The organism is Megasphaera sp. An286, from assembly GCF_002163455.1.
Classification (GTDB): Bacteria; Bacillota; Negativicutes; order Veillonellales; family Megasphaeraceae; genus Megasphaera; species Megasphaera stantonii.
In genome coordinates this window covers 18,194-40,935 of record NZ_NFIY01000002.1, presented here as the reverse complement: position 1 = coordinate 40,935, position 22,742 = coordinate 18,194, and the positions used below count along the sequence as shown (strand labels likewise).

The 22,742-nt window shown below is 53.1% G+C and carries 17 protein-coding genes and 1 tRNA gene; 11 read left to right on the top strand and 7 right to left on the bottom strand.

Going from position 1 to position 22,742, the window contains the following annotated elements:
- The first annotated feature begins 196 nt into the window (after nt 1-196).
- Complete coding sequence (locus B5F80_RS01415) at nt 197-1,669, top strand: hypothetical protein (RefSeq protein ID WP_087477032.1); 1,473 nt, start codon at nt 197-199, stop codon at nt 1,667-1,669.
- A gap of 20 nt (nt 1,670-1,689) precedes the next feature.
- Nucleotides 1,690-2,586: a hypothetical protein gene (locus tag B5F80_RS01410; RefSeq protein ID WP_087477031.1), complete on the top strand. Its 897-nt coding sequence runs from the start codon at nt 1,690-1,692 to the stop codon at nt 2,584-2,586.
- Between the two features lie 164 nt (nt 2,587-2,750).
- Here the strand turns inward: B5F80_RS01410 and B5F80_RS01405 are convergent, their stop codons facing one another.
- The 5 genes from B5F80_RS01405 to B5F80_RS01385 form a co-directional block, all read right to left on the bottom strand.
- On the bottom strand, nt 2,751-3,983 hold the full coding sequence (locus B5F80_RS01405) for an aminopeptidase (protein WP_087477030.1): 1,233 nt from the start codon (nt 3,981-3,983) through the stop codon (nt 2,751-2,753).
- A 12-nt stretch (nt 3,984-3,995) separates the two neighbouring features.
- A complete protein-coding gene (locus tag B5F80_RS01400; protein WP_087477029.1) occupies nt 3,996-5,333 on the bottom strand; it encodes an MATE family efflux transporter in 1,338 nt (445 codons plus the stop codon).
- A gap of 64 nt (nt 5,334-5,397) precedes the next feature.
- Nucleotides 5,398-5,664 (bottom strand): 30S ribosomal protein S20, encoded by a 267-nt coding sequence (gene rpsT / locus B5F80_RS01395; protein WP_087477028.1) that lies wholly within the window; start codon nt 5,662-5,664, stop codon nt 5,398-5,400.
- Between the two features lie 85 nt (nt 5,665-5,749).
- A complete protein-coding gene (gene fba, locus B5F80_RS01390; protein ID WP_087477027.1) occupies nt 5,750-6,715 on the bottom strand; it encodes a class II fructose-1,6-bisphosphate aldolase in 966 nt (321 codons plus the stop codon).
- A 28-nt stretch (nt 6,716-6,743) separates the two neighbouring features.
- A complete protein-coding gene (locus tag B5F80_RS01385) occupies nt 6,744-7,637 on the bottom strand; it encodes an RluA family pseudouridine synthase (RefSeq protein ID WP_204246313.1) in 894 nt (297 codons plus the stop codon).
- A 278-nt stretch (nt 7,638-7,915) separates the two neighbouring features.
- On the opposite strand from B5F80_RS01385, the gene dnaG reads away from it, so the two are divergent.
- The 3 genes from dnaG (at nt 7,916) to B5F80_RS01370 (ending at nt 11,139) form a co-directional block, all read left to right on the top strand.
- Complete coding sequence (gene dnaG / locus B5F80_RS01380; RefSeq protein ID WP_087477026.1) at nt 7,916-9,709, top strand: DNA primase; 1,794 nt, start codon at nt 7,916-7,918, stop codon at nt 9,707-9,709.
- 140 nt (nt 9,710-9,849) lie between these two features.
- Complete coding sequence (rpoD, locus tag B5F80_RS01375; protein WP_198643488.1) at nt 9,850-10,998, top strand: RNA polymerase sigma factor RpoD; 1,149 nt, start codon at nt 9,850-9,852, stop codon at nt 10,996-10,998.
- Between the two features lie 66 nt (nt 10,999-11,064).
- Nucleotides 11,065-11,139, top strand: a tRNA-Ile gene (locus tag B5F80_RS01370).
- Nucleotides 11,140-11,881: 742 nt separating this feature from the next.
- Here B5F80_RS01370 and B5F80_RS01360 read toward each other — a convergent pair.
- Nucleotides 11,882-13,432 carry a polysaccharide biosynthesis protein gene (locus tag B5F80_RS01360; RefSeq protein WP_087477024.1) on the bottom strand — a complete coding sequence of 517 codons (1,551 nt, stop codon included), beginning with the start codon at nt 13,430-13,432 and terminating at the stop codon, nt 11,882-11,884.
- Between the two features lie 266 nt (nt 13,433-13,698).
- Between B5F80_RS01360 and trkA the strand changes: the two genes are divergently transcribed.
- Genes trkA through B5F80_RS01340 form a run of 4 tightly spaced genes read left to right on the top strand, consistent with a single transcriptional unit; the run spans nt 13,699 to nt 19,460 of the window.
- The gene (gene trkA, locus B5F80_RS01355; RefSeq protein WP_087477023.1) at nt 13,699-15,045 is read left to right on the top strand and encodes a Trk system potassium transporter TrkA; all 1,347 of its coding nucleotides are present in this window, start codon (nt 13,699-13,701) and stop codon (nt 15,043-15,045) included.
- Between the two features lies 1 nt (nt 15,046).
- On the top strand, nt 15,047-16,495 hold the full coding sequence (locus B5F80_RS01350; protein WP_087477022.1) for a potassium transporter TrkG: 1,449 nt from the start codon (nt 15,047-15,049) through the stop codon (nt 16,493-16,495).
- Nucleotides 16,496-16,510: 15 nt separating this feature from the next.
- On the top strand, nt 16,511-17,962 hold the full coding sequence (locus B5F80_RS01345; protein WP_087477021.1) for a TrkH family potassium uptake protein: 1,452 nt from the start codon (nt 16,511-16,513) through the stop codon (nt 17,960-17,962).
- A gap of 46 nt (nt 17,963-18,008) precedes the next feature.
- Nucleotides 18,009-19,460, top strand: coding sequence for a TrkH family potassium uptake protein (locus B5F80_RS01340; protein ID WP_087477020.1), 1,452 nt, complete (start codon nt 18,009-18,011; stop codon nt 19,458-19,460).
- 73 nt (nt 19,461-19,533) lie between these two features.
- Here B5F80_RS01340 and B5F80_RS01335 read toward each other — a convergent pair whose 3' ends face one another.
- Nucleotides 19,534-21,144 (bottom strand): peptide chain release factor 3, encoded by a 1,611-nt coding sequence (locus tag B5F80_RS01335; protein ID WP_087477019.1) that lies wholly within the window; start codon nt 21,142-21,144, stop codon nt 19,534-19,536.
- A 310-nt stretch (nt 21,145-21,454) separates the two neighbouring features.
- Between B5F80_RS01335 and B5F80_RS01330 the strand changes: the two genes are divergently transcribed.
- Together B5F80_RS01330 and B5F80_RS01325 are read left to right on the top strand one after the other, a co-directional pair.
- Nucleotides 21,455-21,883, top strand: a complete 429-nt coding sequence (locus B5F80_RS01330) for an Rrf2 family transcriptional regulator (RefSeq protein WP_087477018.1) — start codon at nt 21,455-21,457, stop codon at nt 21,881-21,883.
- Nucleotides 21,884-22,080: 197 nt separating this feature from the next.
- Nucleotides 22,081-22,668, top strand: coding sequence for a hypothetical protein (locus B5F80_RS01325; protein ID WP_087477017.1), 588 nt, complete (start codon nt 22,081-22,083; stop codon nt 22,666-22,668).
- Nucleotides 22,669-22,742: the final 74 nt, after the last annotated feature.

The following is a 22,742-nucleotide window of genomic DNA, read 5'->3' as shown; positions in this document are numbered from 1 at the left end:
CTTATAAAGATTCTTCATAATAAATAAATATGGAACGATAAAATTGCCCGATATACGCTGTAATTTGCTGCGTATATCGGGCAATTTTTATTTTCAGTAATATTGCATAACTATTCCTCATGACATGCCTTTCATTCTTGTCATGCCATGAAAAACATGGTAGCATAGCAATATGCCATAACGAGGGGGTATTTGCTTGGTATCTGAAGAATATGCAGTGATATTGAAAAAACTGATTACGATAACGGAAACGAAGAATTTAGTCTTGGCGAACATAACGGGATACGACGTGTCCTATATCAGCAAGTGGGTGAACGGCGTAAAATTGCCGGCGACGAAATATATCGAGCAGATCAATGAAAAACTGGCTAAGTGCTTCGCCGAATCAGTCATAACCAACGGGCAGATTGACGAACTGAGTACATTGTTTGCTGTCCCTGTGACGCGAGAAACGGCGGAGTTTGAAATATTGCAGCAGTTAAGCGCCTCCTATCGGTTTTCCATGAAGCATCACGGCCGCCACCGGCAGGAAGCTGCCGTGCCGGCGAAGGTCATTACGGGGAATCACGATGTCTTTCTATTTATGAATACAGTATTTAAGGAAAAGGTGCAGAACGCCAAAGAGGGAAGCAACCTGCTGATTTTAGGCGATTTCTGCACGCTGCTGGACATTGATTTCTGGAAATTTCTGGAATTTCCCAATGAGACGGCGCCGCACATTACGATTCACGTCGGCATCGATTTGGAAAAATTGTCCCGCGATACGAAATATACGGAGCAGCTGTACATTATTCTGGGAAAATACCTGAATTACGAGTTTAAGCTGTATCATTCCGACGTCTTAAAGCAGGGCAATACGATCATCATGGAAAATGAGTTCGTTATTCAATATTCCCTGCAGGGAGAGCGCAGTATCGGCATTTGTACCTATATTTCCGACGCGGCCCTGGTGCAGGATATTTATAACCGATTTTACGTCGGCTTTGCCAACCAGCAGGCAGCGCTGGCCCCGGTGAAAACCTTGGGAATCGAGGATATCGGGTTTCGGACGGCCTTTTATTCGTCTGACAAATATTTCTTTTTCCTGACAAACGGCGTCGATTTCCTGCTGCCGCCGCAGGCCGTTTCTGAATTTTTGACGGAAATCAAGGCGTCGAAGCAGGTGACGAGGCAGATCGGACAGCTGCAGATCATGTGGGATGAAATGATGGCCTCAGGCGAAGTGGAATTTATGCTGCCGATGACGTCGATTATCCGTTATATCGAAACGGGATATATGTTTTTTACCGATAAGGAATTCAAGATGAAGGCTCCGTATCGCAAGATGCACCTGCAGCATGCGCTGGATATTATGGAAAAAAATCCGAAAATTACCGTAGGCGTCATTCAGGCCTCCATGGAAATGTCGGAATATCAGGTGACGAATTTATCCTTTTATTCCAATTATACGGCCGCTTTTTTTAAGAAAAATCCTCAGTATATTCGCGAATCGGTATGCCCGTTTTACGTCGTAGCGAATAAAAAATTGGTTGAATGCTTCCATACCTTTTTCAGGCAAGTGAAGCAGATGCCTATGTACCATCATTATGCGTATACGGACATCCGGCAGAAGTACGAGCAGTATAAGGGATTTGTAGAGCGGACGATTGATTTGTACGAAGACGCGTAATTCCGTCAGGAGGAACGACTATGAACAAGACGATGCACGCAGGCTTTTTAGTGCTGTATTTTATCGCCCTCGTCCTGGCCGGTACGTCGCCGCTGTTTGCGGCAGGCGCCGCTTTGGTATTCTTTTTGGTCACGTCCTTTCAGGTACTGAAGATGATCGTCGTCCTGGCCGTGATAATCGGCGGGCTGTGCGTCCTCTTTCCCTTTTTGGCTCCTGTGGCCTTTATACTGGCCGTCGTATTTTTTATAATGCGCATACGGTTTATCATCCGAAATATGTACGCTATTTTGGCCGGGGCCTATGTGTACGGCGTTCTCGCAGCCTTTGGCGCGTCCCATATAGGCCTTCTCGGCTATACGACGTATGCCCTAGCTGCTGCAGCAGTCCTCGTGCTGCATGTCATATTGAAACAGCTGTATCGGATGGGCTATACGACGACGCAGGCCTTCGGCATTATGGGCTTGGTACCGCTGTTGGTCATTGCCTTTGTCTTGCCTTTCTTAAAAATCCCCGTCGTTCACGGCGACGTAGTCGTAAGTCCCGACGTATATCCCGATGCCCCGCCGGCTCCAGACATCGTCCACGGCGGCGTCGCAGTCCGTCCTGCTGTATATCCAGGAACTGCGGCTTCTCCTGATATCGTTCACGATGGCATCGTTGTACGGCCTCATATATATCCCGATGGGGTAACTCCTGATGCTGTCCACAGCGGCATTACCGTATATCCCGGCGCCGGAATATCTTATGATGCCGTGCACGGGACTCACATCAACCATTCCTCTTACATAAATCCCTATGCCGACGAGCCTACGGTGACTGTCCGGCCGTATATCAAAGAGGACGGGACGTTTGTAGAAGGCCATGTCAGGACGGCTCCTGACGAAGTGGAATCGAATAATCTTTCCTACAGAGGCTAAGAACATACCGAAAACTTCCGATATGCTCTTTTATGCCCCCTTGCGTGGACGGTGCGATTGCCCGCTGCAAGAGAGCATTTTTTTGTATTGGAATATGAAAAATCCCCTCGGTACCGAGATAGGTAACGAGGGGATTTGTGCTGATACAAGGGTGGCGTGAGCCGTTATTCTGCCCAGTCGCCGTGCAGAAAGACGGGTACTTCGCTGCCGTCGGCTTTGATGCCTGTAATGGACAGATCCGGCGAGCCGACCATGAAATCGACGTGAATCATGGAATCATTCAGTCCGGCCTGCGCCGTTTCTTCCTTCGTCATTTCCGCTCCGCCGGCCAGGCAGGTCGGATAGGACGCGCCGAGCGCTAAGTGGCACGACGCGTTTTCATCGAATAAGGTTTCATAAAAGAGGATATTCGATAGGGAAATGGGCGAATGGTAGGGAATGAGGGCGACTTCGCCGAGGCGGCCCGCTCCTTCGTCGATGGCGACGAGCTTCTGCAGGACGTCGTCGCCTGTTTCGGCATGGGCTTCGACGACCTTGCCGTCTTTAAATACGAGGCGGAACTTGTCGATGACGTTGCCGTTATAAACCAAGGGCTTTGTGCTGTATACGACGCCGTCTACGCCGTCGGCGCAGGGAGCCGTGTAGATTTCTTCCGTCGGGATATTGGCGTTGAAGGAGATGCCGCTGGCAGATGTTTCTGCGCCGCCCTGCCAGATATGCTTCTCCGGAAGGCGGATCGTCAGGTCTGTGCCGAGGGAGTTCGTATAGCGCAGCGCAGAGAAATGCTGCTCCGTCATCCACTGACGGCGGGCTGCCAGGTTGGCGAGATGAGCGTCCCAGTCCGCCAGGGGATCGGCTCCGTCGGCGCGGGACGACTGGAGAATCTGGTTCCACAAGGCGTTATAAGCTGCATCGTCTTCCAATTGGGGATATAAAATGGATGCCCAGACCTTGCTGGGAACGGCGGCGACGAGCCACGTCGTCTTGGAGGCCATCATGCCGTCGATATATTCTTTTAAGGCTTCATTCTGCGCTTTCTGCCAGGCAAAGATCTTCTTCGTGTCGATGACGCTCATGAGGTAGGGATTGGCCGAAATGAGGCTCAAAAAAGCGGCGTTTTGGCGGTAATAGGATAAGCTGAATTCGCGCCGCCAGTCGGGGAACGTTTCAAATTGTTCCTGCGATTCGTATTCATAGCGCAGACGGGTCGTGTCATCGCAGCGCCAGTTGCATACGACCTGCGACGCGCCGCAGGTATAGGCTTCCTTGGTTAAAATCGTCACGAAGGCGCTCGATTCGACAGGGGCGTTGACGACCAGGATTTGGCCCTTTTGCAGATTCAGGCCCTTGGTCAGCAGGATATTGGCATAGACGGCCAGTTGTTCATTTGTTGGCATGAGAATCACTCCTTAATGTTGAAATGCTGTGTGACGCCATAAGCGGTAATTCAGGGCGCTGGAATTGATGATCAGGCTGATGACGAAGCACAGCCAGTATCCGTACGGCCCGTACGGCGTCAAATGGGCGCAGGCGTAGCCCAGGGGAATACTGATGAGCCAGTAGGTGACGAAGGCGATGTACGTAATGACCTTGACATCCTTGTAGCCGCGCAAAATTCCCTGGACAGGCGTGCCGGCCGCGTCGAGAAAGACGAAGGCCATGGCGTATACGAGAAAATTGCGGATGGCCGCGAAGGTCTCCGCATCGTGGGTAAACAGGCTGCTGATCGGGTCCAGAAAAAGGTACGTCGCCGTAATGGTCACCGTTGCCACGGCAAAGGCCGTCATCTGGCAGAGGAGGGCGTATTGGCGGGCGCCGACGAAATTCTTAGCGCCTACTTCGTAGCCGATGACGATAGTCGCCGTCAGGCTGACGCTCCAGGGGATCGTATAGGTCAGCGTGGCGTAGCTGATAGCCGCCTGATTGGCCGCCAGATACAACGTCCCAAACTCGGCCATGAGAAGGCCGACGATGCTGAACAGGCTCGTTTCGCAGAAAACGGCGATGAAGATGGGGATGCCCAGCTGCAGCTGGTGATAGCAGTGGGCCCAGCTGACGGGGCGGGGCTTCGTCCAGATGGCATAGGAGCGAAAGGGCTCCTTCCATTGGAATACGGCGGCAAAGATGAAGAAGGCGATCCACGAGGCGATGGTCAGGGCGTAGCCCGTGCCGATGCCGCCCATGGGAGCGATGCCCAGTCCGCCGAAGATGAGGAGGCGGAACAGGAGTACCGTGACGACCATATGAAATACGATGATGGCCATAGAAATGTGAGTCATGCCGTGGGCGTCGACGACGTAGCGCATCGTCGCCATGAGAAACATAGGCAGAATGCCCAAGGCCAGAGCAAACAGGTACTCGCCGGCAATGTAGCGGACAGCCGGTTCCAGTCCCATAAAGTCGAGAAAGGGCGGCAGGACGAGGCTGCCCAGAGCGATGGCGACGACGGTAAAGAAGACGGCGATATACAAGCTCTGGGCGATATACATGGGAATGCGGCTGTCCTTGCGGGCTCCCCGCAGCTGGGAAATAATCGGCGACACGCCGAAAAAGAGGCCGCAGACGCCGGCGAAGATGGGCACCCAGATGTTGACGGCGACGGCGACGCCGGCCAAATCGACTGTGCCGGCCTGGCCGCTGAAGATGCTGCTGAATACGCTTGTGCCTATTTGCGCTACTTGCGTGAATAGGAGGGGGAAAAATAAAATAAGAAAATGTCTAAACTGTGAAAACTGGGGGAACTGCATAGGGCCTCCTTGAGAATAGAAAAACAAGGCCCGTCGTATTCGGCGGGCCTTGTCAGCATTTACATTATTTTCCCATTGCGTTGACTTTAGCAGCCAGGCGGGACTTTTTGCGAGCTGCGTTGTTTTTATGGAGAACGCCTTTCTGAGCGGCGCTATCGATTACACTGCTTGCTTTATCAAAGGCTTTCTTTACAGCGTCGGCATCACCAGCGGCAATTGCTTCAGTCGTGCGGCGGATAGCCGTATGAACGGAAGATTTTACTCTGGAGTTAGCTGCGTGACGAGCTGCGTCCTTTTCCATGGATTTGATGTTGGATTTAATTTGCGGCAATTGATTCACCTCCCTAAATTACAAGAACACTAGAAAGTATTCTATCATATAGAGCGCTAAAAATCAATATATTTTTGTAATTTAGTTAGATTTTGCCTTCCGATCCGAGAACGCATTTGATCTTATGCGCTACGATGTCATGAACGAACTGACGGCCGTCCGTGAGGTACTGGCGCGGGTCGAAATGATCGGGATGCTGCGCCATGTGCTGGCGGATACCGGCGGTCAGGCCCAGGCGGAGGTCGGAGTCGATGTTGATCTTGCAGACTGCCATGGAAGCGGCTTTGCGGAGCTGGTCTTCGGGAATGCCGATGGCGTCGGCCAAGTTGCCGCCGTTGGAGTTGATGATCTTAACGTATTCCGGAACGACGGACGAAGCGCCGTGCAGTACGATGGGGAAGCCGGGCAGGCGTTTGGAAACTTCTTCGAGGATGTCGAAGCGCAGCGTCGGCGGAACTAGGACGCCCTGTTCGTTGCGCGTGCACTGTTCCGGTTTGAATTTATACGCGCCGTGGCTGGTGCCGATAGCGATAGCCAGGGAATCGACGCCGGTGCGGGTTACGAATTCTTCTACTTCTTCCGGACGGGTATACGAAGCTTCATGAGCGGCGACTTTTACGTCGTCTTCAATGCCGGCGAGCTGGCCTAATTCGCCTTCTACGACGACGCCGTGGGCGTGAGCGTATTCGACGACTTTTTTCGTCAAGGCGATGTTGTCTTCAAACGAATGCTTGGAGCCGTCAATCATGACCGACGTAAAGCCGCCGTCGATGCAGTCCTTGCACGTTTCAAAGTCTGCGCCGTGGTCGAGGTGAAGGGCGATGGGCAGGTCGTTCGTTTCCAGAGCCGCTTCTACGAGGTGTTTCAAATATGCCGGTTTAGCATATTTTCTGGCGCCGGCCGAAGCCTGAAGAATAATAGGGGATTTCAGTTCGGCAGCTGCTTCCGTAACGCCCTGAACGATTTCCATGTTGTTGATGTTGAACGCTCCGATGGCGTAGTGTCCTTCATAGGCTTTCTTAAACATTTCTGTGGTTCCGACTAATGGCATTTGGCATACCTCCTAAAAATAAATGAAATTAATGAAGCCTTGCGTATATGTAATTCCAGCCGGCCTGGCTGACAAGGCGCGCCATATCAGCAGGGAGGGGGGAATTGACCGAAATAAGCTGTCCCGTCATGGGATGGACGAACTGCATGGCGTAGGCGTGCAGCGCCTGCCGCGTCATGAGGGCCCGTGAACCGCCGTACAAGTCGTCGCCGACCAAGGGATACCCGAGGTAGGCGCTGTGTACGCGAATCTGGTGGGTCCGGCCCGTGTGCAGGCAGACGCTGACCAGGCTGTAGGCGTCGCCGGCGGCCAGGCAGGTGAAATCCGTATGGGCCGGTTTTCCTCCGGCCATGACCTGACGGGTAATGATGCTGTCCGGGCAACGGCCGATAGGGCTGCGGACAGTGGCGAAGGGGCTGGGAAAGCGGCCTTCCGTCAACGCCATGTACAGCCGTTTATAGGCCGTTTCTTTTTTATCGAATTGGGACTGTACCTGCGGCTCCTTGGCAATCATGCACAAACCCGACGTATTCTTGTCCAGGCGATGCATCGGGTGATACGAGCAGTGCTGACGGCTTTGCTCGTAGTAGTACGCCACGGCGTTGGCCAGCGTACCCTGCCGCACGGCTGCCGTCGGATGCATGAGCAGGCCTGCGGGCTTGTCGACGACGAGGAGGTAGTCGTCCTCGTAGGCGATAGACAAAGGGATGGGCTCGGGCGAAAACGAATTGACCTGAGGCAGGTCGACGCGGACTACGTCGCCCTCATAGACAAACTGCGTTGTCGAAGCAATCTGGCCGTTGACAGTGCAGACGCCGTTGCGTTTGATGCGGCGGCGCAGCGTCGACGATACGCCGAAATGGCGCAGCGCTCCGAGAAGGCTCGTGGGCCTGGATAGCGGGCCTACTGTAAAATGAATCATTATACCATCCTTTAATGCAAATCTAAGATTATTCATCTATATTATACAAAATGGTAAAAAATAAATCTATATATTTCTAGGTTCCCCCCGTCAATTTGCAAATAAAATTAAATGGAAAAGAACGTTGACCGATGGGCAGGGAATGTATTATGATAGGAGCGTTGCGGATTTTTTGCAGGTCTCCTGTTTTTTTCGCGGTTTGGAAATAAAAGAAGGATTTTGGCCGGGCCATAGAGAATATATTATCGTCGGAATAATTAAAGGTACAGGTGATTGGCGTGAGGAGATTTTCCAGTGAATTCATTGAACAGGTGCGGCAAGCCAACGACATCGTCGGCGTCATATCAGGGTATGTGTCCCTGAAGCGCCAGGGACGGAATTTCTGGGCCTGCTGTCCTTTTCACAGTGAAAAAACAGCGTCTTTCAGCGTCGCCGCTGACAAAGGTTTTTTTTATTGTTTCGGCTGTCATGCCTCGGGCGACGTATTTAAATTCATTATGATGCAGGAGCACGTTTCCTTTTCCGATGCCGTGACGATGCTGGCCGAGCGGGCTCATATCCCCCTGCCGGAAATCCAGAAGTCGGCTGAGGAAATCGAACGGGAACGGCTGGCAGGCCGCTTGTATCAAATCAATGAAATGGCCGGGAATTTTTTTCATAATTGTCTGACGAAAACTCATTACGGAGAACCGGGACTGGCCTACTTTCACAAGCGCCGCGTATCCGACGGGACGATCCGGGAATTTAAGCTCGGTTTCGCGCCGGACAGCTGGAACAAGCTGACCGACGCCTTTATGAAAAAAGGCGTGTCGGGAAAGGATTTGGTGCTGTTGGGACTGGCGAAGGAAAAGAACGGCCGTTTTTACGATGCCTTCCGCAATCGGGTTATCTTTCCCATACGGGACGGCCGCAGCCGCATTGTCGGATTCGGCGGCCGCGTGCTGGACGACAGCCGGCCGAAATACCTGAATTCTCCCGAAACGCCTATATTTAATAAACGCCGCTTATTATTTGCCATGGATCTGGCTCACAAAGCCATTTATGAAGAGGGAAAGGCGGTCCTCGTCGAAGGCTACATGGACGTCGTAGCAGCTCACGACAAGGGCATACGCAACGTCGTAGCCTCTCTGGGCACGTCGTTTACGCCGGAGCAGGCCCGTTTGCTGCAGCGGCAGGCCGACGAGCTGGTACTGTCCTACGACATGGACGGCGCCGGCCGGCAGGCGACGCTGCGGGCGATGGAAATCGTCCGCGGCATGGGCATGCGGATACGCGTCGTGTCGCTGCCCCAGGGAAAGGATCCCGACGAATATATTAATTCAGCCGGGCCGGAAAAATTTAAAGAAGCCGTAGCCAACGCTCCCAATGCCTTGGACTACATGCTCCAGACGGCGCTGCGCCAATACGACGGCACGACGCTGGAAGGAAAATCTTCCATTACGGCCATGGTTCTTCCCGTCGTGGCGACCGTAGACAACCGGGTCGTGTTAGACGGCTTTTTAAAGAAAATGGCCAGACAAATACAAATTGATGAAACAGCTGTCCGCAGCGAATTTAATAAATACGTGGCTAAGCATCCGGAATTAGGCCAGCAGCAAGTCGTCATATCGCCGACAGTGTTTCATGAAAACGCGGCGGCCCGTGGACAAGGCTCCATGGCTGTGGCGGAAGAAAATATTCTGCGCTTCTTGTTGGAAAAACCGTCGGCATGCGAACGCATCCGGCAGAAAATCGATATCGCCTTTTTTATGGATGAACGCCGGCGCCGCATATATCAAACTATTTTAGACGTCTACGCCTCGCAGGGGGCCTATGCCAAAGCGGATATTCAGCAGCGCCTGACGCCGGAAGAGGCGGAAGAAGTAGCGCGGATTATGATTTTGCAGGACGTCCCTATGGACGAAGCCGTGCTGATGGATTATGTCAGGCGGTTCCGCTTAGCCGAGCTGCAGAAGCAGTATATCGAGCACAGCCAAAAAGCGACTGCGTACAGCCGCAATAACGACCAGCGGGTTATAGAAGAATTAGCAGCATGCAAGCGAATAAACGAAGAAATCAAGAAGTGGTCTTAGGAGAAAGGAGCTTGTACGTCATGGTAAAAACGACAGATGCAGTTGAAAATACAATAGAAAAGAAAGCCGGCGCGAAGAAAAGTACAGCGAAGAAAGCGCCGAAACGCAAAACAAGTAAGAAAAAAGAACCGGCAAAGCAGATGAGCGAACAAGAACGCCGTGAAATCGTCCTGCAGCACATTAAGCAGCTTCTCCAAACGGGCCAGAAAAAAGGCTGTCTCACGTATACGGAAATCATGAACGTCATGGAAGAGGACGACCTGTCGCCGGAACAAATCGACAAGATGTACGAGCTGTTTGCTGATAAGGGCATCGACATCATCGGCGAAGACGATTCCCTGAACGACAACGACGACCTCAACGTCGACGACGACGGCGAACCCGTTCCCGATCTGCACAACGTCGATTTAAGCGTTCCCGAGGGCATTAATATCGACGACCCTGTCCGCATGTATCTGAAGGAAATCGGCCGGGTACCCCTCCTGTCGGCGACGGAAGAAATCGCGTTGGCCCAGGCTATCGAGCGAGGCAATTCGCCCGATGCGACGGAAGAAGAATTAAAGGCCGGAGCTATGGCCAAGAAAAAACTGACCGATGCGAACCTGCGCCTCGTCGTCAGCATTGCCAAGCGGTACGTAGGACGAGGCATGCTGTTCCTCGATCTCATTCAGGAAGGCAATCTGGGCCTCTTGAAAGCCGTCGACAAATTCGATTACAGCAAGGGCTATAAATTCAGTACCTATGCAACATGGTGGATTCGCCAGGCCATTACCCGGGCTATTGCCGATCAAGCCCGGACGATACGTATTCCCGTCCACATGGTCGAAACGATTAATAAGCTCATCCGCATTTCCCGTCAGCTCCTGCAGGATAAAGGCAGAGAGCCCCTGCCGGAAGAAATTGCCGAAAAGATGGATATTCCCGTAGAACGCGTTCGGGAAATCATGAAGATTGCCCAGGAACCGGTATCGCTGGAAACGCCTATTGGCGAAGAAGAAGACTCCCATTTGGGAGACTTTATCGAAGACTCCGAAGCGATTGCCCCGGACGACGCTGCGTCCTTTATTTTGCTGAAAGAGCAGATTGAAGACGTGTTCTCCTGCCTAACAGACAGAGAACGCAAGGTACTGTACCTGCGCTTCGGCTTGAAGGACGGCCGCCCCAGAACGCTGGAAGAAGTAGGCCAGCATTTCAACGTCACGCGCGAACGAATCCGCCAGATTGAAGGCAAGGCTCTCAGCAAGCTGCGCAATTGGGGCAAGCGGGAAAAGATTAAAGATTTTCTTTAATCCTTAACTTGACGAGTCTATTTTCTTATCGTATAATTATTTGGTAAGGGTTTTACCTTACCTTTAGGGCCTATAGCTCAGCGGTAGAGCCCCCGGCTCATAACCGGTTGGTCCCTGGTTCAAATCCAGGTGGGCCCACCAACTGAATCATAGATGCAGGATAGAAGGTTCGGCATCTGAATATAAAACACGGAGGCAGCAAGTGCAGAAAACTTGCTGCCTCCGTGTTTTGCGTATATGATAGAAATGTATAGTTAAAGTTACCGAATCATTATCCGCACGGATCAGGCGAGAACTTTTCAGTGGTATATGGGAAATGTTAAAAAAGTAGCTGCCTTGGCAGCTGCTAAGGCTAGTGAAAAATTGACACAAATCACGGTTGAGAAGAGTATTTCTACAACAGCCAAGTGAGTGTACTTTCTAAAACTGTCGGCAGCAAAGTGAATGCTGGATTGCAGTTAGGATTTCTTATGGACAATATTGCTGAAAATGCCGACCTTGTTTCAGAGGATGCGCCAAGAATCTCGGAATGGATACGAAGGAAGCTGTGGAAAACAGCGGCGTACTGCAGGGAAAGACGGTCCAAATTCAGGCAGGGGTTGTGCAGAACACCGGCCGCATTCAGGGCGGCGCCATTAGAATCCCAAGCAAATCAATTCGAGATATCGTGCTTTTTCCATGCGGAACTATTCCCGGATCGTTTTATAAATTTGCCGGGTGTTTAGTTCTTCGGTGCGGGGGCCAGCCTCCTTTTCAATATAAGTTTACACAGGTTCTCTTAAATTTATAGGGATAACGCATAAAAAGTCCCCTCCTTACTGGGGTGTCCAGTAAAGAGGGGACGTATCATCTACTGATGGGTTTGATTGATGAGATATACTGTTTAAAAGAACCGGCCGATAAAGGGCATCTTTGCGGCGTCTTCTCTGGTTACGCCGCCGGTCAGGGCCATGAGGCCAATGTAGATTGCCGAGCCTAACAGGCAGGTCAGGAAGAGGCTGAGGAACAGGCCGATGTGCAGATAGAGGAAATCGTAGACGAAATACATGATGACGCCCATAATGGCGGCAGAAACGACGTTCTTTACGATGATATTGGCGTGAATGATATAGCCCGTATGGCGGTAGATGAAAAACAGGTTCAGGGCGGCAGCGACGCCGATGTCGGCTACAGTCGCATAGGATGCGCCGGTGATGCCGAAGGCCGGAATAGCGACTAAGAACCAGTTGCAGGCCACCTTGGCCACGCAGGCTACGGCCATGTTGATGACCGGGATTTTAGGCTTCTTTAAGCCCTGGAGGATAGCCGTCGTGATTTGATGCAGGCCGAGAAAGCAAATGGCGATGGCAACGGCTCTCGTCGCGTCTGTCGCAGCCGGCGCATTGTAAATAAAGGTGACGACGGGCTCGGCCATGACGTAGAGCATGACGCTGAAGGGAATCGTCACGAGGAAGGAGATACGCATAGCGCTGGCCGTGCGTTCGTATATTTCGTCGAAATTTTTCAGCGTAAAGCTGTGGCTGATGGCCGGCACGAGACTCATGGCCATGGCCGCCGTCAAGATCGTCGCCAAGTTGATGAGCGGCACGGACATGCCTGTCAGATAGCCGAACAATTCCGTTGCCTGGGCCGTAGCGTATCCGGCGACTTCCAGACGGCGGGGGACGATGAGCAAATCCAGGTTCGACACGACGGGAAGCATGATGCTCGATAAGGAAATGGGCACGGCCAGGACGACGAGGCGCTTTAAAATATGCCTGATGTCTTCCTTCGGATATACGGGGCCGTCTGAGGGCAGGGAGCGCTTCAGCTTATAATAGTAATAAATTAAGACGAGCCAGGCTGCCAGACCGCCTGCGCCCGCGCCCAAGCTGGCGCCGCCTGCGGCGTAGTCGAGGCCGTAAGGCAGGAGCAGGGCCGCAAAGCCGAGCATGACGACGACGCGGACCAGCTGCTCTACGATTTGAGATAGGGCCGTCGGTGTCATTTGCTGCCAGCCCTGCAAATACCCGCGGTAGCCGGCGATGACCGTCGTGAAGAAGATGGCCGGCGCTAAGGCGATGAGCGAATAATAGGCCCGGCTTTCACGGATGATCTGTTCGTCGATGAGGAATTCCGCACCGAAGAACATGAGAATGCTGAGAAATAACGCCGTCGTGCACAGCATGGACAAGGATACGCGGAAGATGCGCTGCGCCCCGAGATAGTCCTGCTTCGCTACCTTTTCCGCCGTAATGATGGAAATGGCGATAGGGAGGCCGGCGCTGGATACGTCCAGTGCCAGCAGATAAATAGGGAAGGCCATTTGGTAAATGCCGATGCCTTCGCCGCCGAGAATACGGGATAAGATAATCCAGTTGATGCTGCCGATGGCTTTGACGACAAAGCCGGAAAGCGTCAGAATCAAGGTCCCCGATACGAACTTATTAGCCATGATACTCCTCTTGTTTCATAATTTTTACATGCTATAACAAACAATTAATTTTATCATATTTAACTTGCCGTTGCTAGAGATACGGGCCTATCCATGTAAATTTTCCGGCGATTATCTGTTCTCTCCTAGCCACGGCACTTCTTTTATGATATAGTAGCGTAGACAGTGGGTACAGTAATAGTATACCATACACTGCCTAATGTGCTGCTATAATCAAAGCGGCGCGATTATTTCACGATATCTACGTATAGCACAGAGGTGAGCATATGCGCATAGTAGTTGTTGGCGCCGGCAAGCTGGGATACAGTATTGCCGAGCTGTTGTCAAACGAGCAGTTCGACGTCGTCGTCGTAGACCACGATGAGGAGCGGCTGGAAGTCGTCAAAAATACCTTAGACGTCCTGACCGTCCATGCCAACGGCGCCAGCCCGATTACGATGAACAATCCCGATATACAAGGCTCGGACGTCCTCGTCGCGGCGACAGCTATCGACGAGGTCAATATGGTGGCCTGCATTCTGGCCAAGAAGCACGGCATTACCTATACAGCGGCCCGCATTCGGGACATGCAGTTTTTATCGGAAGCAAAGGATTACTTAAAAGAAAATTTCGATATCGATTTGATGCTGAACCCGGAGCTGATTACGGCCCAGGAAATCAACCGCATCATCATGACGCCGGCGGCGCTGAACGTAGAAGATTTCGCCAACGGCAAGGTGCGCCTGTTTGAAACGAAGGTGCGCCGCCATTCGCCTTTAGTCAATATTCCCTTTAAGGATTTGGAAATTCCGCCGTCCATACTGGTCGGCATGATTTTCCGGGACCACCGCATGATCATCCCCCACGGCGACGACCAGCTCCTGCCTCATGACAACGCCTACTTTATCGGCGATCCCAAGGCGATTGAGAAATTCAGCGTCAATTTCGTCCAGAGCGACACGAAGCGGGTAGAGCGGGCCATCATCATCGGCGCCGGCCGGACGGGGCGCTTTCTGGCCCCCATGCTGGACAAGCAGGGCGTGCAGGTTAAAATTTTCGACAAAAACAGGGAACGGTGCCTGCTGGCGGCGGAAAAAATGGACAACGGCATCGCTATCTGCGGCGACGGCACGGACCTGAACCTGCTGGAGCAGGAAGGCATCGCTGAAGCAGACGTCGTCGTGTGCATTACCGACGACGACCGGCTGAACCTCATGCTAGCTCTGATTGCCAAGCATTTCGGCGCGAAGAAGACCATCGTCCGCGTGTCGCGGGCTGAATATACGGATCTGATGGAAAAGGTCGGCGTCGACATCGTATTGTCTACGCGCCTCTTGTCGGCCAGCGAAGTATTGGCTTTCGTCCGCCGCGGCGGCGTCGTGTCCGTATCGCTGCTCGAAGGGGCCAAGGCCGAAGCCGTTGAAGTCATCGTGCAGGACGGCGCGCCCGTAGCGGGCAAGCGCCTGATGGACGTCCGGCTGCCCAGGGAATGCCTGGTATGCGCTTACGTGCGCGGCGAAGACGCCTTTATTCCAAACGGCCAGTCGGCGCTGATGGCCGGCGATCGGGTTATCTTATTTATCCAGACGACGCATTCCAAGGAAGTCATGAAATATTTCAAAGGCAGGGATTGAGATGCACATGTATTTGTTTTTCTTCCTCCTGGGAAGGATGGCAATCCTGAACGGCCTGGCCTTTTTGATTCCCCTGCTGTGCGCCTTTTCCTGGGGAGAGCCGGCGTATTTGTATTTCGGCCCTTCCATGGCAGTCACGCTGGTCTTGGGCGGGCTGATGATGGGATTCGGCCGCCGGCACAGCAAGCAGCTGGGCGTTGCCGGCGGCGCCTGGTACATGGTTCTCGTATGGGTCATGCTGGGAGGCGTCGGCATGCTGCCGTATCTATTTTCCGGTGCTTTACCTGTCGCCGACGCGTTTTTTGAAAGCATTTCGGCCTATACGACTGTCGGCCTGTCCTGCGCCGTCGGGCCGGCCGGCGATGTGCCCCGTTCGCTGGTCTTGTGGCACGGCCTGATGGAATGGCTGGGCGGCTTGAACTTCATCCTGCTGATGGTGACGATTATTCCTCAGGTCAGCGGCTGCTTCGGCCTGACCTTGTCCGTTCATCAGAGCATCAGCTTCAGCCCCATGCTGGGGCGCATGGATATTGCGGCCCGCCAGGTAGGGAAGATATACGCGGCCATTACGGTCCTGTCTATCCTGGCTTATTTACTGGCCGGTCTGTCTTTGTTCGACGCCTGCACAAGCGCTTTTCGCAGCATATCGACGAGCGGCGACGCGCCATTTTCTTTCATGTCCGGCGGCAATCCGGCCCTGGAATGGGCCTGCGCTTTTTCCATGCTGTTGGCCTGCGGCAATTTCCTGCTGTATTGGAAAAGCTTTGAGCGGCGGGATCTCAAGTCGGCCTTTCAGGATACGGAACTCCGCGTATTTTTAGGTGTATTGCTGGGGACGGCCTTTCTCGTGTCCTTTCACTTGTGGAAGATGGGCGTGTACGACGGGGCAGACAGCCTGCGACTGGGATTTTTCCACGTCCTTTCCTTTTATAGTACGAGCGGTTTTATTACGGCCGACGTTTCGGCCTGGCCTGATTTTGATAAATTTATCTTATTGCTCATCGTCTTCGTCGGCGGCTGTATCGGCTCGGCGACGGGCGGCCTGCGGGTCATGCGGTTTATCGTGCTGTTCAAGATAGCGGCTCAGGAAATGCGCCATCTCCTGCATCCGCGCATGGTCATCAGCTTAAAGGTCAGCGGCGTTCCTGTCGATATGAAGATCATCAGCCGGGTTCTCAGCTATTTTTTCTTATTTATGGCTGTATTTTTCGTATCGACGATTATCATCTCGTTGTCCGGCATGACGCCCCTGCAGTCCATGGGGGTCGCGGCGGGCTGCCTGACTAGCGCCGGCGCGACGGCCCACTTGTTCGGCGTCGTCGAATTTTCCGCGGAACCAGCCTGGCTGAAGGCATACTGCGCCTTTTTGATGATTCTGGGACGATTGGAAATCTTTTCCTTTCTCATCGTGCTGCAGACGGCAGCCCAGGCCTTTAAGCGCCGTTGGTAGGAGGCGTCGTGTCAAATGGATTTGAAAATAGTATGGTATGTATTAGGCCGGCTGTCCTGGGCCTACGGCTGCGGCATGGTCCTTCCCCTGGCCGTGTCCCTGTGGTATAGTGAAAGCAGCGTATTCGCCTTTGCCGCCGCCATCAGCGTGTGCCTGGCCTTGGGCAAGGGCCTGACGGCGTACGGAACGGCGCCTGCCGGTGAGGTTACGAACCGCGAGGGCATTGCGATTACGGCCTTAGGATGGATTATGGTCATGTTTTTGGGCATGGTGCCCTATGCTACCGGCGGCTATTTGTCTGTGCTGGACGGCGTATTCGAGTGCATTTCCGGCTTGTCCGGCACGGGGGCGACGGTCATTCCCGATTTGGAAATCATGCCGCAGGGCATTTTGCTGTGGCGGTCCCTGACCCATTGGTTCGGCGGCCTCGGCATCATCGTCATCTTTATCGCCTTATTTCCTCAGTTGGGGCGGGGGACGGTTCATATGTTCAACGCCGAAAGCACGGGGCCGACGTCGGACCGGAACGTACCGCGCGTAAAGGAAATGGCCAAGGCCCTGTTCTGCGTGTACGTCGTATTTACGACGGCGGCTGCGCTGGCCTGCATGGCCTGCGGCATGTCGTTCCTCATAGCGCTGAACCATGCCTGCTCGACGATTGCGACGGGCGGTTTTTCCCCGTATAACACCAGCGTGGCCTATTTCGACAGCCCGCTGATCGAAGGGGTGCTGGCCTTTTTCATGATGATTTCCAGCGCCAACTTCGGCATGTACGTGGCGGCATGGAAGCGGGGACCCAAGGTCATCCTGCACGATACGGAATTTCGCACCTATGTCGGCCTCGTCGCCGCGGCGACGGTGCTGATGGCGGCCAATTTGGCCTCTGCGCAGGGCTGGGCGTGGAGCGAAGCGTTCCGCCAGTCCTTTTTCCAGGCTGCGTCCTTGTCGTCGTCGACGGGGTTCATTTCCAGCGATTTCGACAAATGGCCGGCCTTTTCCCAGTTTATCCTGGTCTTTCTCATCTTTGTCGGCGGCTGCGCCGGCTCGACGGCCGGCGGGCTGAAGGTGACGCGCCTCATGCTGCTGGCCAAGACGATCGTCCTGCGCATACGGCAGAAGATGCACCCGCACCTCGTCCTGCATGTCCGCTCCAACGGGGAGGACTTTTCCGAAGACGTACTGTACGGCGTAGCCCGGTTTTTCTTCGTATATGTCATGCTGGACATATTGTGGACCGTGCTGCTGGTCTTCGACGGCATTCCCATTTTTGACGCCCTGGGCGTAGCTATCACGACGATGGGCAGCTGCGGGCCGAGCTTCGGCCTGTTTGGGGCGACGTGCACCTATGCGGATATGCCCTCGTTCAGCAAGGCCGTCGTGTGCCTGTCCATGCTCATGGGAAGGCTGGAAATTTTTCCCGTCCTGGCCCTGTTGATGCCGTCGTTTTGGAAGCGCCGCGTCTGGTAGGTTTGCCGCCGTGCGGCCAGCAGAGAATTTCAACGAAAGGATGCCTATGGATTTACATGTCGTATGCCGGTTTTTAGGAAAAATTTCATTTATCCAGGGACTGACTATGCTCATCCCGCTGGGCATCGCTTTCTGGTGCGGCGAAGAGAGCGCCGTGCCCTTTATCCTGACGATTGGCGCGGCCGTGGCCGTGTCCTTTCTGTGCCAGCGCCGGGGACACGTCCGGACGAAGGCCCTGACGATACGCGAAGGCATTGCCATTACCGGCCTGGGCTGGCTGCTGGCGACGGGCCTGGGCATGCTGCCCTATGTATTGGGCGGGTACTTGGGAATCCTCGACGGGCTCTTTGAAAGTATTTCCGGGTTTACCGGCACGGGGGCGACGGTCATTGAAGACCTGGAGGTGCTGCCGAACAGCATCCTCTTTTGGCGCAGCATGACCCATTGGCTCGGCGGGCTGGGCATCGTCGTCATCTTTATCGCCCTGCTGCCTGAAGCGGGACAGTCGACTATGTCCATGTACAACGCCGAGGTGGCCGGGCCGACGCGGGAGCGCGTGCTGCCCCGCCTTCACGATATGACGAATGTCTTATTCCGCATGTATTCCGGCTTTACCCTCATCGCCCTGGTTATTTTCCTCCTGTGCGGCATGGATTTTATCAATGCCCTGAACCACGCCTTGTCGACTATTTCGGCCGGCGGGTTTTCAACCTTTAATGCCAGCGTGGCCCATTTCGACGATTTTGTTGTAGAAGGGTGGATTACCTTTTTCATGATACTGGCCGGCGGAAACTTCGGCTTGTACTATCAGGTGTATCAAAAGGGGCCCGGCGTCTTGCGGCGGAACACGGAATTTAAGGCCTATTTGCTCATATTAGGCGTTGTGACGCTCCTCATCATGCTGAATTTGGCCTATGCCTTCGGCGGCGAGTGGACGACGGCCTTCCGATACGCCTCGTTCCAGGTTGCATCCATTGCGACGACGGGCTTCGTATCGGCAGATTATGACACGTGGCCGGCCTTTTCCAAGCTGCTGCTGCTCTTTCTCATGATCTGCGGCGGCTGTGCCGGTTCGACGGCGGCGGGCCTCAAGGTATCCCGCGTCGTCATCTTGGTCAAGGCCCTGTGGATTACGGCCTTTCAAAAGGTTCATCCCAACATGGTGCGCCGCGTAGAAATCAACGGCCATTACGTCGGCGACGATACAGTCGTCCGCGTGAGCCAGTTTTTCTTTTTGTACATGGCCTTTATCGTATTATGGGCGCTGCTGCTTACGTGGGACGGCGTGAACATTTTCGATGCCGTCGGCATCAGCGTCAGCACCATGGGCTGCATCGGCCCGGCCTTTGGGATTACCGGCGCGACGTGTACGTATGCGAATTTGTCTGATTTTGCAAAAAGCATTCTGTGCTTGTCCATGCTGCTGGGCCGGCTGGAAATCCTGACCTTGCTGGTCATGTGCCGGCGCAGCTTCTGGAAATCCAAGGGCATGTGGTAACATATAAAAACAAACACCTTCTCGGTGCTGTGGTCAGCATGAGAAGGTGTTTTTATTATGCAGATATTATTTATTATTCTTCGTCGTCATCGAGGGCCAGCTCATCCGGCGTCGTGCAGAACGTAATGTCCGGATTGCGCTCGCAAATCCAGTTGGTCTGCCATTCGTTGGCGATGAGCAGTACCAATCGCTGCTTGTGGTCCTTGACCAGCATGGCGCTGTCGACGTTTTTCAGTTCCCTGTATTCGTGGCCGTTCAGCTGGAGCCAGCGGGCGACCGTGAAGGGAAGCATGTTCATTTCCAAGTCTACGCCGTATTCGTGCTTAAGGCGGTATTCCAGTACTTCAAACTGCAGTTTCCCGACGGCACCGACGATGTAGCTTTCCATAGAGCCGAGGTTTTCATAAATTTGGACGGCCCCTTCCTGGGCCAGCTGGGTCATGCCCTTGAGAAACTGCTTGCGTTTCATCGAGTCCTTGGCCCGGATGCGGGCGAACAGTTCCGGCGGGAAGGTCGGGAAATCCTTGAAGGTGACCTTTTTCTTTCCGGCATAGAGGGTGTCGCCGACGCCCATGGTGCCGTTGTCGAATACGCCGATGATGTCGCCGGGGTAGGCGTCGTCGATGATCGTTCGCTCCGTCGCCAGGAACTGCTGAGGCTGCATTAAACGCAGCGTCTTGCCTGACTGGCGATGGGTGACGGACATGCCTTTTTCGAACTTGCCGGAGCAGATGCGCATGAATACGACCCGGTCATGATGCTGGGGATTCATGTTGGCTTGAATTTTGAAGACAAAGGATGTGAACTGATCCGACTCGGGATCCACTACGCCTTCCAGACATTTTCGAGGCTGAGGCTTGGGTGCCATTTCCAGAAATTTTTCCAGGAAGGGCTTGACGCCGAAGTTGGTCATAGCTGAGCCGAAGAACATAGGCGTCAGCTGGCCATTTTTTACTTTTTCCATGTCGAAGCTGTCGCCGGCCGCGTCGAGGAGCTCGATGTCGTCTATCAGGGACTGGTGAATTTCTTCGTCGAGCAGGTCCTTGAAAATGGGGTCGTCGGCGGACCCTTTCGTCGAAGCCAGTTTGCGCTGACCGTGAGACGTGTCCTTTTCAAACAGCTCGATGGAGGCCGATTCCCGATCGTAAATGCCTTCGTAGTTGCCGTTGATGCCGATAGGCCAGTTCATGGGGTAGGCGTGGATGCCGAGGATGTTTTCGATTTCGTCCATCAGGTCGAAGGGATTTCGTCCGAAATGGTCGATTTTATTGACAAAGGTAAAAATAGGGATGCCTCTGTCCTTACAGACGCGGAACAGCTTTTTCGTCTGCGCTTCGACGCCCTTTGCCACGTCGATGAGCATGACGGCGCTGTCGGCTGCCATAAGGGTGCGGTACGTGTCTTCGCTGAAGTCCTGATGGCCCGGCGTGTCGAGTATGTTGATATGATGACCTTCGTAATCAAACTGCAGAACCGAGCTGGTAACGGAAATGCCGCGCTGCTTTTCGATTTCCATCCAGTCGGACACGGCGTGTTTAGCCGTTTTTCTTGCTTTGACCGACCCGGCTAAATGAATTGCGCCTCCGTACAGTAAAAGTTTTTCCGTAAGCGTCGTCTTGCCAGCGTCAGGATGGGAGATGATGGCAAAGGTACGGCGATTATTTACTTCATCAACTAAAGACATATTCCACCTCATTTATACAATAAACCTAACATACAACTGGTAATAATTATATAAGTTTTTTACCGGCGGTGCAAGAGGCGGCTTTCGTTTGCGGCCGCCGGCTGATACGGGAGGGGGAGGCATATGAAACAGGCGCTAAAAGGGCAATTATTTTGTAAAAAAATGATGAAAAATAATGAAGAATTTAGTATAATAGTAACTATATAAAGTACTATTGGAGTGGATTGTAAGGGAAGAAGGCGAATCTGCGCTGTACTAAAACAGGTAAACCGTAAGACAAGAATTACATCAAAGTAAAAGGGGATTCAACGTGATCATTACAAGAGAAACTGATTATGCTGTAAGAATTTTACGTTCTTTAATTAACCTGCGGCTGAAAAACATCCGGGAAATCAGCGATGAACAGCTCATACCGCGGCAGTTTGCATATAAAATTTCCAAGAAAATGGAACGGGCCGGATACATCGAAATTATCCGCGGAGCCCAGGGCGGCTGCCGGCTGGTAAAGAATCTGCATGATATTACGTTGATGGATTTGATTCAGGTCATGGACAGGGAAAATATGCTCAGCAACTGCCTGGACGAGGGGTTTGTGTGTCCGTACCGTGAACGCAACGGCGGCGACTGCGGCCTTCATACGTCTTTTGGACAGCTTCAGGAACAGCTGACAGCGTATTTTTCCGGCGTCAATTTGTATGACCTTGTCAGCGGAACGTGTCAAAATCAAAAATTGAAATAAACCGGCAATTGTCGGTTTATTTTCCCGGTTTAATTTGATTAATACAATCCAAATACGGTGTTTTGGGGCCTGCTGTATATGGATTTTACATAGGGGAGCAGGTTTTTGCCTTGCTCTTTTTTACGTTTTTAGTGTAATATAATATATAGATATAGAATATAATTGTAATACCTAGATATCGAAATGGAGAGTGTACTATGAATTTTAAGAAAATTGCTGTCGTATGTTTGGCCGGACTGGTTATTGCTGCGGCCGCGCCTGTCGTTTCGACGCCTGCCTTTGCTGCGCGCGGCGGCGTGCGCATGTCGGCTCCTAAGGCCCTTCCGTCGGGATCAAAGGGTACTGTGCGCAACAATACGACGAATAGAACGACGACGAATAATCAGACGAATCAGCAGGCCCGCCAAAACACCCAGGATAATGCCCGGGCGAACGCGCAGAATCGGACGAATCAATCGTCCGGCTGGGGCAGTGCCATGCGCAATATCGGCTTGCTGGCCGGCGGCATGTTTTTAGGCAGTATGCTGAGCAGCTTGTTCGGCTGGGGGAATATGGGCTTTATGGCCGACATCCTCGGCGTTATGTTCAATATCATCCTGCTGCTGGTTATCGTATCCCTTATTTCTCACTTGTGGCGCAAGTTTAGAGGCAAAAAGAATACCTCCGATGACGACGCCTACCGCCGCGGCTATGAAGCGGCCATGCGGGAAGAACGATTCCGCCATAAGGGCATGACCATCGACGTAAAGCCCATTGATGATGACAAGGAGGACCGCCGCCGGTAAGTGGGACTGCCAGGCATGGATTTCTGCTTGCCCTTTTTGTACTTTTATGCTATGATAATTGGCATGAAGTACGG

Coding starts and splice junctions, on each gene's coding strand:
- B5F80_RS01410 (WP_087477031.1), top strand. CDS start 1,690: ATGAACAAGACGATGCACGCAGGCTTTTTAGTGCTGTATTTTATCGCC.
- B5F80_RS01405 (WP_087477030.1), bottom strand. CDS start 3,983: ATGCCAACAAATGAACAACTGGCCGTCTATGCCAATATCCTGCTGACC.
- B5F80_RS01400 (WP_087477029.1), bottom strand. CDS start 5,333: ATGCAGTTCCCCCAGTTTTCACAGTTTAGACATTTTCTTATTTTATTT.
- fba (WP_087477027.1), bottom strand. CDS start 6,715: ATGCCATTAGTCGGAACCACAGAAATGTTTAAGAAAGCCTATGAAGGA.
- B5F80_RS01385 (WP_204246313.1), bottom strand. CDS start 7,637: ATGATTCATTTTACAGTAGGCCCGCTATCCAGGCCCACGAGCCTTCTC.
- rpoD (WP_198643488.1), top strand. CDS start 9,850: ATGAGCGAACAAGAACGCCGTGAAATCGTCCTGCAGCACATTAAGCAG.
- B5F80_RS01360 (WP_087477024.1), bottom strand. CDS start 13,432: ATGGCTAATAAGTTCGTATCGGGGACCTTGATTCTGACGCTTTCCGGC.
- trkA (WP_087477023.1), top strand. CDS start 13,699: ATGCGCATAGTAGTTGTTGGCGCCGGCAAGCTGGGATACAGTATTGCC.
- B5F80_RS01350 (WP_087477022.1), top strand. CDS start 15,047: ATGCACATGTATTTGTTTTTCTTCCTCCTGGGAAGGATGGCAATCCTG.
- B5F80_RS01345 (WP_087477021.1), top strand. CDS start 16,511: ATGGATTTGAAAATAGTATGGTATGTATTAGGCCGGCTGTCCTGGGCC.
- B5F80_RS01340 (WP_087477020.1), top strand. CDS start 18,009: ATGGATTTACATGTCGTATGCCGGTTTTTAGGAAAAATTTCATTTATC.
- B5F80_RS01335 (WP_087477019.1), bottom strand. CDS start 21,144: ATGTCTTTAGTTGATGAAGTAAATAATCGCCGTACCTTTGCCATCATC.
- B5F80_RS01325 (WP_087477017.1), top strand. CDS start 22,081: ATGAATTTTAAGAAAATTGCTGTCGTATGTTTGGCCGGACTGGTTATT.